Origin of the sequence: Rhabdaerophilum calidifontis, assembly GCF_008641065.1 — a bacterium.
Lineage (GTDB): Bacteria > Pseudomonadota > Alphaproteobacteria > Rhizobiales > Beijerinckiaceae > Rhabdaerophilum > Rhabdaerophilum calidifontis.
Map to the genome: position 1 here is coordinate 182,579 of NZ_VTRS01000004.1, position 11,282 is coordinate 193,860.

At 67.9% G+C, this 11,282-nt stretch carries 10 protein-coding genes; 9 read left to right on the top strand and 1 reads right to left on the bottom strand.

The window, feature by feature from the left end; all coding sequences use genetic code 11:
• Positions 1-4: 4 nt before the first annotated feature.
• Positions 5-790 (bottom strand): HugZ family pyridoxamine 5'-phosphate oxidase, encoded by a 786-nt coding sequence (locus FWJ24_RS09010; RefSeq protein WP_425468917.1) that lies wholly within the window; start codon positions 788-790, stop codon positions 5-7.
• 142 nt (positions 791-932) lie between these two features.
• Here FWJ24_RS09010 and FWJ24_RS09015 point away from each other — a divergent pair, with 142 nt between their 5' ends.
• The 9 genes from FWJ24_RS09015 to FWJ24_RS09055 all read left to right on the top strand — a co-directional run bounded on the left by FWJ24_RS09015 (position 933) and on the right by FWJ24_RS09055 (position 11,281).
• Complete coding sequence (locus tag FWJ24_RS09015) at positions 933-1,631, top strand: response regulator transcription factor (RefSeq protein WP_150287481.1); 699 nt, start codon at positions 933-935, stop codon at positions 1,629-1,631.
• A gap of 82 nt (positions 1,632-1,713) precedes the next feature.
• Positions 1,714-3,471, top strand: a complete 1,758-nt coding sequence (locus tag FWJ24_RS09020; protein WP_150287547.1) for a stimulus-sensing domain-containing protein — start codon at positions 1,714-1,716, stop codon at positions 3,469-3,471.
• Positions 3,468-3,902, top strand: a complete 435-nt coding sequence (locus FWJ24_RS09025) for an HPr kinase/phosphorylase (protein WP_150287482.1) — start codon at positions 3,468-3,470, stop codon at positions 3,900-3,902. The genes FWJ24_RS09020 and FWJ24_RS09025 overlap by 4 nt, the downstream gene beginning before the upstream one ends.
• Before the next feature lie 148 nt (positions 3,903-4,050).
• Positions 4,051-4,452: a PTS sugar transporter subunit IIA gene (locus FWJ24_RS09030; RefSeq protein ID WP_150287483.1), complete on the top strand. Its 402-nt coding sequence runs from the start codon at positions 4,051-4,053 to the stop codon at positions 4,450-4,452.
• A gap of 37 nt (positions 4,453-4,489) precedes the next feature.
• The gene (locus FWJ24_RS09035) at positions 4,490-4,810 is read left to right on the top strand and encodes an HPr family phosphocarrier protein (protein ID WP_150287484.1); all 321 of its coding nucleotides are present in this window, start codon (positions 4,490-4,492) and stop codon (positions 4,808-4,810) included.
• Between the two features lie 146 nt (positions 4,811-4,956).
• On the top strand, positions 4,957-6,351 hold the full coding sequence (ahcY, locus tag FWJ24_RS09040; RefSeq protein WP_150287485.1) for an adenosylhomocysteinase: 1,395 nt from the start codon (positions 4,957-4,959) through the stop codon (positions 6,349-6,351).
• 191 nt (positions 6,352-6,542) lie between these two features.
• Positions 6,543-9,005, top strand: coding sequence for a sensor histidine kinase (locus tag FWJ24_RS09045; protein ID WP_150287486.1), 2,463 nt, complete (start codon positions 6,543-6,545; stop codon positions 9,003-9,005).
• Positions 8,998-10,635, top strand: coding sequence for a tRNA (adenosine(37)-N6)-threonylcarbamoyltransferase complex ATPase subunit type 1 TsaE (gene tsaE / locus FWJ24_RS09050; protein ID WP_150287487.1), 1,638 nt, complete (start codon positions 8,998-9,000; stop codon positions 10,633-10,635). The genes FWJ24_RS09045 and tsaE overlap by 8 nt, the downstream gene beginning before the upstream one ends.
• Entirely contained in the window at positions 10,568-11,281 is a 714-nt protein-coding gene (locus FWJ24_RS09055; protein ID WP_246155630.1) for a nucleotidyltransferase family protein, read from the top strand. The genes tsaE and FWJ24_RS09055 overlap by 68 nt, the downstream gene beginning before the upstream one ends.
• The last annotated feature ends 1 nt before the right edge of the window (position 11,282 follow it).

Genomic DNA, 11,282 nt, shown 5'->3' on the forward strand with positions numbered 1-11,282 from the left:
CCCGTTACATGGTCTGGCGCGCCTTTTCCGCCAGCCGCTTCAGCGCGAGACGCAGACTCGCCGGATCGTCGAGCCGATCCGGAAAGTCGAGCCGCGCCACGCGGTCGCCCGCGACGAGATCGAGCCCATGCGGATCGAGGCCGGACGCGCGCCACGCACCCGGCGGCATGCCGCACAGGCGCGTGGCATAGAGGGCAAGCGCCTCGGCATGATCAGCATTGAGATGGGCGACCGCCTCCGCCTCGAGTTCGGCGAAGGCCGAGCGGTCGGCGAGCGGTGACAGGATGAGCCCGGCATCGCCGTCGAAGGCGCGCGCAAAGCCGCCATTGAGGTGCATCGTCTCCGGAACCAGACGGAAGAACGTGAAATCTGGAAGTTCGGCATAGAGCTTCGCCTTGGGTTGCCGGGCGAGGAAGCGCCGGCGGACCACGGGATCCTCCGCGCGCATCGCCCGGCATTGCAGGGTGAGCCGGGGATGGGCGAGCGGATCGCCCTTGCCGCCGCCGGCGAGCAGCAGCGAGCAGCGCGGATCGGCGCCGAGATTGCCGGTATGCGCGGCCAGCCCCGAGATCAGGATCAGCGGCACGCCGTCGAGATCGGTCGCGACATTGGTGAGCGACACGAAGGGCATGCCGCTCGCGCGGTCGAGCGTGCCCAGCGCGCCCGCGCGGATCGTGCGCAGTAGGGTGCGGCCCAGGGCCACGGGATCGAAATCCGCGGGCTGACGCGGGTCGCGCGCGGGCAGAATGCCCGGTTCAGGGCGGGTTTCACCGGGATTTTCAGCCATCATCGCGGAATCCGTCACGAGCATCGGCGCCGCCGCCACAATTCGGCCTGTCTTTGTTCTAGAACTCGCGGCGATCCTTCCCATGGTAGGCGGAGGATGCGGCGCGCGCCAGAGGCGAAGCGGCGCCCAGCAGGAAGGACATGCCATGCCGACGATCGCGCTGGTCGATGATGACCGCAACATCCTGACTTCGGTCTCGATCGCGCTCGAGAATGAAGGGTTCCGCATCCAGAGCTATACCGACGGCGCCTCGGCGCTCGACGGGATCCGCCAGAACCCGCCCGATCTCGCGATCTTCGACATCAAGATGCCGCGCATGGACGGCATGGAATTGCTGCGCCGCCTCAGGCAGAAATCCGACCTGCCGGTGATCTTCCTAACCTCGAAGGACGAGGAGATCGACGAATTGTTCGGCCTCAAGATGGGCGCCGACGATTTCATCCGGAAGCCGTTCTCGCAGCGCCTGCTCGTCGAGCGCGTCAAGGCGATCTTGCGCCGCGCCGGTGCCAAGGACCTGCCCGCGACCAAGGAGAGCGATGCCAAGGCGCTGGAGCGCGGTCAGCTCCGCATGGACCCCGAGCGTCATACCTGCACCTGGAAGGGCGAGCCGGTGACGCTGACGGTGACGGAATTCCTGATCCTGCAATCACTGGCGCAGCGCCCGGGCGTCGTGCGCAGCCGCAACGCGCTGATGGACGCGGCCTATGACGATCAGGTCTATGTCGACGATCGCACCATCGACAGCCACATCAAGCGGCTGCGCAAGAAATTCAAGCAGGTCGACGACGAATTCGAGATGATCGAAACGCTTTATGGCGTAGGCTACCGTTTCAAGGAGGCCTGAGACCCGGCCGCTGCCGGAACGCCATTCGGGAGACGCTCGCGTGCTCGATCGAACGCCGCCGCCACGCGACGATGCCGGCGAGATGCCCCGCCGGCTTGGGTCGCGCGCGGTTCTGCGCCGGGTGCTGACGCCGCTGCGGCGCGGCCTGACGCGCCGGCTCTCGTCGAGCCTCACGCGGCGCATCGCCTTCCTCAATCTCGCCGGGCTCGCGGCGCTGTTCCTCGGCTTCCTGTGGCTCAACCAGACGCGCGTGGGCGTCATCGATGCCCGCAGCCAATCGCTCTCGCTTCAGGCCGAGATCATCGCCGCGGCGATCGCCAGCGCCTCGAACACCGAGAGCGGGACCCTGACGCTCGACCCCGATGCGCTGCTCCGCCAGCAGCTCGTGGAGCCGCAGCCGCGCGACGACCAGGCGATGAACTGGATCGAATTCTCCATCAACCCCGCGCGCGTGGCGCCGATCCTCAAGCGGCTCGTGACGCCGACCCGCACCCGCGCCCGCGTCTACGACCGCGATGGGCTGCTGCTGCTCGACACCCGCGCCTTCTACAATCCCGGGGATTTCCTTGAACCGCGCCCCGTGCCGAAGGAAGACGAGGCGCTGACGCTGTTCAGCCGCACCTGGAACGCGGTGCGCCAACGTTTCGGCCGGGTCGACATCACCCAGCCGGAAGTCGGGCCGAGCGGCCAGACGACCACCGAGGTCAAGCGCGCGCTGGCGGGACAGCCGATCACGCTGGTTCGCGTCACCGCCGACGGGCAGACCATCGTCTTTGCCGCAAGCCCGATCCAGCGCAGCAATGTCGTGCGCGGCGTGCTGCTGCTCTCGACCCAGGAAGGCGATGTCGACCGCGTGATCGCCGAAGAGCGCTGGGGCTTCATCCTCGTGTTCCTGATCGCCTCCGGCGTGATGCTGGTGCTCTCGATCCTGCTCGCCGGCACGATCGCCGAGCCGGTGCGGCGGCTGTCGGAAGCGGCGGACCGCGTGCGCCGCGGCACCCGCAAGCGCGAGGAGATCCCCGATTTCTCGAACCGCTCGGACGAGATTGGCCAGCTCTCCGTTTCGCTCCGCGACATGACGCAGGCGCTCTACCAGCGCATCGAGGCGATCGAGCGTTTCGCCGCCGATGTCGCGCACGAGCTGAAGAACCCGCTCACCTCGCTGCGCAGCGCCGTCGAGACCCTGCCGCTCGCGAAGACCCCGGAAAGCCGCGCGCGGCTCAACGAGGTCATCCTGCACGATGTGCGGCGCCTCGACCGGCTGATCACCGATATTTCCGATGCCTCGCGGCTCGACGCCGAACTCCAGCGCGACGAGGCGCGGCCGGTCGAGATCCGCGCGCTGATCGGCACCGTCATCGGCATGCGCAACGATCTCCTCAAGCCCGGCGAGACACCGATCAAGGTTGCCCCCAGCCTGGCGGCGGATGCGGCCCGGCCGCTCGTCGTGCTCGGGCATGACAGCCGGCTCGTCCAGGTCCTCACCAATCTGATCGACAACGCGCAATCCTTCTCTCCGCCCGGCGCGCCGGTGCGCGTCACCTGCCGACAGGCGGGCAACGCCGTCGCCATCACGGTCGAGGATCAGGGGCCCGGCATCCCGGAACACGCGCTGGAGCGCATCTTCGAGCGCTTCTACACCGATAGGCCGGATCATGGCTTCGGCCAGAATTCCGGGCTTGGCCTGTCGATCTCCAAGCAGATCGTCGAGGCCCATCGCGGCACCATCCGGGCGGAGAACATCCTCGACGCCGCGGGCAACCGGCGCGGTGCGCGCTTCATCGTGCTGCTGCCGCTGGTTCCGCCCGCACGCATGCCGGGGGCCGGCCTCGAACGATGAGCCGCGCGATCCATGCCACCGCGCTCGTCATCGGGGAAAAGGCGCTCCTGCTGCTCGGCGAATCTGGCACCGGCAAGAGCGCACTGGCCGAGCGGCTGATCGCCGAGGCCCGCGCCGAGGGGCGCTTCGCCCGGCTCGTCGGCGATGATCGCATCCTGCTGCGCGCCGAGGGCGGGCGGCTGCTGGCCGCTCCCCATCCCGCGATCACGGGCCGGATCGAACGGCGCGGCCTCGGCATCGGCACCACGGAGTGGCTCGGGGCTGCGGTCGTCGCGCTCGCGGTGACGATCGAGCCCAATCCGCCGCGACTGCCGGAGCCGGAGACGGAAACGCTGGAACTCGAAGGCATCCGCCTGCCCCGGCTGGCCCTGCGCGCGGATCGCGACCTCGCCGCCCGCGCCCATCTTGTTCTCGGCCGGCTCAGGGATTAGTTTTTGCGAATGCGAAAAAATTGCGGGTTCGCAACCGGTTTCGCTTGCCAAGGGCGCGTGGCTCGACAAAATGCGCCCCCTGCGGTGGTGCCTGGCGCGCCGCCCTGCTCCCCGGCCTGAGGGATGCGAAAGGTAGCGGTATCGATCGATGATCGGTCTGGTCTTGGTCAGCCACGGTCAACTCGCCACGGAATTCCGGGCGGCCATGGAGCATGTCGTCGGGCGCCAGCAGCAGATCGCCGTGATCTGCATCGGCCCCGAGGACGACATGGACGCGCGTCGTGGCGAGATCATGGCGGCGATCCGCCAGGTCGATAGCGGATCGGGCGTCGTGGTCCTGACCGACATGTTTGGCGGCACCCCTTCCAATCTTGCGATCTCGGCGATGAACGGCGCCAATGTCGAGGTGATCGCCGGCATCAACCTGCCGATGCTCGTCAAGCTCGCGAAGGTGCGCGAAACCTGCCCGCTTGCCGATGCCGTCGTCCACGCGCAGGATGCCGGGCGCAAATACATCAATGTCGCGAGCCATATCCTTGCCGGCCGCTGAGGCCGCGCCGGCCGCGAGACAGGACGGGCCAGCCATCATGGACAACCCCCTCGACCAGCCCTGCCCGCCCCCGCCCGTGGTCGACGGCGCGCTGGTGCGCGAATTGCCGATCATCAACCGGAAAGGGCTCCACGCGCGCGCCTCGGCGAAATTCGTCCAGTGCTGTGAAGGGTTCGAGGCTGAGATCCGCGTCACCCGCTGCGGCGAGACGGTGGGCGGAACCTCGATCATGGGGCTGCTGACGCTGGCCGCCGCGCAGGGCACGACCGTTTCGGTCTCGGCGCTCGGCCCGCAGGCGAAGGAAGCGCTCGACGCCCTCGAAGCCCTGCTCGGCAACCGTTTCGGCGAGGACGAATAGGCGGCGGCATTCCTGCCACTCGATATAAAGAAATCTTTATATCTTTATTGCCTGACTGCGACTTCTCTGCTAACGAGCGGCCCGATCCGCCGTGCGAAGGCGGGCATGACCCGGCGCAAACGGCGCGGGCAGCATTCGAGGGTTCCATGGATTATATCGTCAAGGACATCAGCCTTGCCGCGTTCGGCCGCAAGGAGATCGAACTCGCCGAAACCGAAATGCCGGGGCTGATGGCCATCCGCGCAGAATATGGTCCGAAGCAGCCGCTGAAGGGCGCGCGCATCGCCGGCTCGCTGCACATGACGATCCAGACCGCGGTGCTGATCGAGACGCTGAAGGCGCTCGGCGCCGATATCCGCTGGGTCTCGTGCAACATCTTCTCGACGCAGGACCATGCCGCCGCCGCCATCGCCGCCGCCGGCATCCCGGTCTTCGCCTACAAGGGCGAGACGCTCAAGGAATACTGGGATTACACCGCAAAGCTCTTCGACTGGCATGGCGGCGGCGTGCCGAACATGATCCTCGACGACGGCGGCGACGCGACGATGCTCGTCCATTACGGGCTGCGCGCCGAGCAGGGCGACACGGGCTTTCTCGCCAAGCCGGGCTCGGAGGAGGAGGAGATCTTCTTCGCGCTCATCACGCGGCTTCTCGCCGAGAAGCCGAAGGGCTGGTTCGCCGAGATTGCCCGGTCGATCCGCGGCGTCTCCGAGGAGACGACCACCGGCGTGCACCGGCTCTACAAGCTCGCGGAGGAGGGCAAGCTGCTCTTCCCGGCGATCAACGTGAACGACAGCGTCACCAAGTCTAAATTCGACAATCTCTATGGCTGCCGTGAATCGCTCGTCGACGCGCTGCGCCGCGGCACAGACGTGATGATGGCCGGAAAGGTCGCCTTCGTCGCCGGCTTCGGCGATGTCGGCAAGGGCTCCGCCGCCTCGCTGCGCCAGGCCGGCGCACGCGTCATCGTCTCGGAGGTCGACCCGATCTGCGCGCTGCAGGCGGCGATGGAAGGCTATGAGGTCACCACCATCGAGGACGCGCTGCCGCGCGCGGACATCTATGTCACCGCCACCGGCAACAAGGACATCATCACTGTCGACCACATGCGACAGATGAAGGACCGGGCAATCGTCTGCAATATCGGCCATTTCGACAACGAGATCCAGGTCTCGGGCCTGAAGAACTTCAAATGGACGAACATCAAGCCGCAGGTGGACGAGATCGAGTTCCCCGCCGGCAACCGCATCATCCTTCTGTCGGAGGGCCGCCTCGTCAATCTCGGCAACGCGATGGGGCACCCCTCGTTCGTGATGTCTTCCTCCTTCTCGAACCAGACGCTGGCGCAGATCGAACTCTGGGCCAATCCCGGAAAATACGAGAAGAAGGTCTACACGCTGCCGAAATTCCTCGACGAGAAGGTCGCGGCGCTCCATCTCGCCAAGCTCGGCGTCAAGCTGACCAAGATGACGAAGGAGCAGGCGGATTACATCGGTGTGCCAGAGGCCGGCCCCTACAAGCCGGATCATTACCGCTATTGAGCACGGGCCGGCCCGCAGCCGGCGCCGAACATGCCAGCGCGTCCGGGAAACCGGGCGCGCTTAATTGTTTGCTAACCACTTCCTGCCGGAGTCTGGCGCTGGTTATATGCGCTCCGGCTCCCGAACCTGCGGTGATTCGCAGAGCGGAGCGAGGTCGCGCGTTGAGGCGGAATGCGCGAGGAGGCCCGGACATGCGATGGGAGGCGGCGGTGGCATGGCGTCGGGCCGGTTGGGGCCTGCCGCGTCGCGCCGGTCTGCTTACGCGGGCGCTGGCGCTGCTGTCGGCGACAGGTGGCGGGGCTCTCGCCCAGGAAGCGATGGAATTGCGGCTTCCCGGTCTCGCCGCCGGGCTCGGCATGGCGCAGACCGCGATCCCCCTCAGCCTCGCCCTGCTGGTCATCACGCTCTATGCAGCCTCGATCTCGATCCTGCATGTTCGGACCCGCAAGAGCTGGAACGACCATTTCGAGGAAATGACCCGATCGCTCCGCGAGGCGCAGGCGGCGGCGGAGCGTGCCAATCTCTTCCTGGTCAAGGATCGCCAGTTCCTCGTCGCCTGGAACGGGCCGGCAGGCGACGCGGAATTCGACGGTGATCCCGGCATCGTCGTCGACGCGGCCAATCCGCAGCGCGTGCTCGACCTCGTCGAATGGCTCGACCCGGAACAGGCGCGGCGCATCGAGCGCTGCATCCTGCAATTGCGCAGCGAGGGTACGGCCTTTTCCGAGCAGGTGCGGTCGCTGCGGGGCGATTATGTCGAGATCGAGGGGCGCCCCGTCGCCGGCCGTGCGGTGATGGCGATCAAGCTCGCGACCGGCGAGAGGCTGGCGCTCGCGCGGATGCTGGACGAGAAGCACGCGCTCGAAGCGGCGCAGGCGCAGCTGCAATCGGTTCTCGATGCCATCCCGCAGCCGATCTGGCTGCGGGACCGGCGCGGCCGGCTCGGCTGGGTCAATTCCGCCTATGCCCAGGCGGTCGAGGCCGCGGGCCCCGACGCGGTGCTCTCCAGCCAGACCGAGATCCTCGATTCCGCCGACCGGGCGCAGATCCGCCGCGTGCAGGCCATCGCGGGGCGCTGGCGCGGCTCGGTCACCGCCGTCATGGCGGGGCAGCGGCGCAAGGTCGATGTCGTCGAGGTGGCGGGGCCGGAGGGCGGCGGCGGCTTCGCGCTCGATGTGTCCGAACTGGACGCGACACGCAAGGCACTGGAACGGCAGATGGAGGCGCATGTCCGCACGCTCGACGAATTGCCGAGCGCGGTGGCGATCTTCGATCACACGCAGCGGCTGACCTATTCGAACCGCGCCTTCGCCGAATTGTTCGGGCTCGACGCCGCCTTCCTCGCCGCCGGGCCGACCAATGGCGAATGGCTCGACCGTCTGCGCGCGACCGGCCGGCTGCCGGAGGCGGCGGATTACCGGGAATGGAAGGCCTCGCTCCTCGCCCATTACGCCCAGACCGAGACCAGCGAATATGGCTGGCGCCTCGCCAATGGCCGGGCGCTGCGCGTCGTCGTCACGCCCGATCCGCAGGGCGGCCTGACCTACCTCTTCGAGGACGAGACCGAGCGCTTCACGCTCGAAACCTCCTATGAGGAGCTGAAGAACACCCAATGGGAGACGCTGATGGCGCTCTCGGAGGGCGTCGGCGTGTTCGGCTCGGATGGCCGGCTGCAATTGTCGAACCCCGCCTTCGCGCGGATCTGGGGCCTCGCACCGGAGGCGCTCCAGGTCGGGGAGCATGTCGAGGCGATCGGCGCGCTCTGCCTGACCTGCCCCCCGGACACCTGGCGGCGGATCGTCGAGATCGCCTGCGGGCTCGCCGAAGCGCGGGAGGACCAGCATTTCGAGGTGACGACCACCGATTCCCGCACCCTGATGGTGGCGACCACGCCCCTGCCGGACCGTGCGACGCTCGTGACGGTCACCGACATCACCGACACGGTTGCGCAGGAACAGCGGCTTCGCGAACATAACGAGGCGCTGAAACAGGCTGCGCGGCTCAGGACCGATTTCATCAAGAGCGTTTCCTTCGAGCTGCGCTCGCCGCTGACCAATGTCGTCGGCCTCGCCCAGGCGCTCGCAGGCGGCGTGGCGGGCCCGCTCTCGCCGAAGCAGCTCGCCTATGCGCAGGATCTCGGCCGCTCCGCCGATGCCGTTCTGGCACTGACGGCCGATATCCTCGATCTCGCCGGGATCGAGACCGGCGATGTCGAGTTCCAGCCGGCGCCCGTCGATCTCGCGGAGGCGATCCGCGACGCGATGGAAGGGCTCAAGGACCGGCTCGGCGACGCCAAGGTCCGGCTCGCGCTCAATCTCCAGACCGGGCTCACGACGATCGAGGCCGATCCGCGCCGCTTCCGCCACATCGTCTTCAATCTCATCGCCAATGCCGTCTCGTTTTCCGAACCCGGCGACACGGTGCGGCTCGCGGTGCGGCGGGAGAATATCGGCGTCGTGATCGAGGTCACGGATGCCGGCAAGGGGCCGGGGATCGGTGGCATGGCCGATCGCGGCCTGCCGGAGGTCGAGCGCGAGAACGGGCTGCGCTATTCCCTCGCCAAGGCGCTCGTCCATCTCCATGGCGGCCGGATCGAGATCGCCGACGACCCCCAGGGCGGCCAGCGCACAATCGTGGTGCTGCCGAATGCCTGATCCCGGCACGCTGCCGTCCGACCGGGCGGAATGGACCCTGCACCTGGCGGACGAGGCCGCGATGCGCCGCTTCGGCGCGCGGCTCGCCGCCGATCTCCGTCCCGGTGACCTGGTGACGCTCTCCGGCGATCTCGGCACCGGCAAGACGACGCTTGCCCGCGCGATCATCCGCAGCCTGGTGCGCGACCCCAACCTCGAGGTGCCGAGCCCGACCTATACGCTGCTCCAGACCTATGACGCGGCCGATTTCCGCATCGTCCATGCCGATCTCTACCGGGTTGGCGACCCGGCGGAACTGATCGAACTCGGCTGGGAGGACGCCGCCGAGAATGCGATCGTCCTGTGCGAATGGGCGGAGAAGGCCGGCGAAATCCTCGCCGAGGACCGCGTGGAGATCCGCCTCGCGATCCCGCCCGACGGTGCGGGGCGGGTGCTCTCGCTCGTCGGGCATGGCCGGCTTAGCGCGCGCATCGCCCGCGCGCAGAAGCTCGATGCGCTTTTTGCGCGCGCCGGATTTCACGAGCCGCGCCGCGATTTCATGCTTGGCGATGCCTCGGTGCGGGCCTATGAGCGGCTGACCGATCCAGAAACGGGGCGGAGCGCGATCCTGATGATCGCGCCGCGGCGGCCGGACGGCCCGCCGATCCGCCTGGGCAAGAGCTATTCGGAACTCGTGCATCTCGCGGAAAGCGTGCACGCCTTCGTCGCCATGGCGCGCGGCCTTCTCGCGCAGGGGCTCTCGGCGCCGGCCATCCTCGCCGCCGATCTCGAGGCGGGGCTGCTGGTCGTCGAGGATCTCGGCGCGGAGGGAATTGTCGACGAAACCGGGCCGATCCCCGAGCGCTACGGGCTCGCGATCGATGTGCTTGCCGATCTCCATGGCCGGGTCCTGCCGCACGAACTGCCGGTCGAGGGGCTCCAGACGCATCGCCTGCACCGCTACGATCTCGAAGCGATGACGATCGAGGCGGAGCTCCTGCTCGACTGGTTCTATCCCTACCGGCTCGCGCGCAACCCCAATGCACTCACCCGGCTCGGCTTCGTGGACAATTGGGTTTCGGCGCTCGAAACCGTGCTCGCCGGCGAGCGGACCTGGACCCTGCGCGATTACCATTCGCCGAACCTGCTCTGGCTGCCGGAGCGCGAGGGTCTGCGCCGGATCGGCCTGCTCGATTTCCAGGATTGCGTGCTGGGCCACCCGGCCTATGACGTCGTCTCGCTGCTTCAGGATGCGCGGGTGACGGTGCCGGAAGCGCTCGAACTCCAGCTTCTCGCGCGTTATGCGCTGCGCCGGCGCGCGGCGAACCCGGATTTCGACATGCAGGCCTTCGCCACCGCCTATGCCATTCTCGGCGCGCAGCGGGCCTCGAAAATCCTCGGCATCTTCGTGCGGCTCGACCGGCGCGACGGCAAGCCGGCCTATCTCCGGCACCTGCCGCGCATCGAGGCCTATCTCAAGCGTTGCCTTCGTCATCCGGCCTTGGCAAAGCTCAGCGCGTGGTATGCGGCCAGCCTGCCGGGTTTCGATATCCCGGCGGCCGCGGCAGGTGACGGGGCGGATGATGGCGATCGGCAAGGCGATGGTGCTGGCGGCGGGCCTCGGGACCCGGATGCGGCCGCTGACCGATGACAGGCCGAAGCCGCTGATCGCCGTCGGCGGCAAGACGCTCCTCGATCATAATCTCGACCGGCTCGCCGAAGCCGGCATCGGCACCGCGATCGTCAATGTGCATTACCTGCCCGACCAGATCATCGCGCATCTGCGGGGCCGGACGCGGCCACGGATCGTGATCTCCGACGAGCGCGGGCGGCTGCTCGATTCCGGCGGCGGGATCGCGCGTGTCATCGACGCGTTCGGCGACGACCCCTTCCTGAGCCTCAATGCCGATTCGATCTGGCTCGACGGGCCGCGCCGCAATCTCGACCGCATGATCGAGGCCTTCGACCCGGCGCGGATGGACGCCCTGCTGCTGGTCGCCCCGGCGGTGACGAGCATCGGCTGGGGCAATCGCGGCGATTTCTTCCTGGAGCAGGACGGCCGCCTGCGCTGGCCGGCAAAGGGCGAGGTGACCGCCTTCGCCTATACCGGCGTCGCGATCCTCAAGCCGGAAAGCTTCCGCGGCCGGCCGGAGATCTTCTCGCTGAAGGCGGTTTTCGACGCGGCGATCGCCGCCGGACGGCTCCATGGTCTCAGGCTGGACGGTGTTTTCATGCATGTCGGCACGCCGGAGGCCCTTGTCGAGGCCGAGCGCGCGCTCGCCAGTTTCGCCCGCTGAG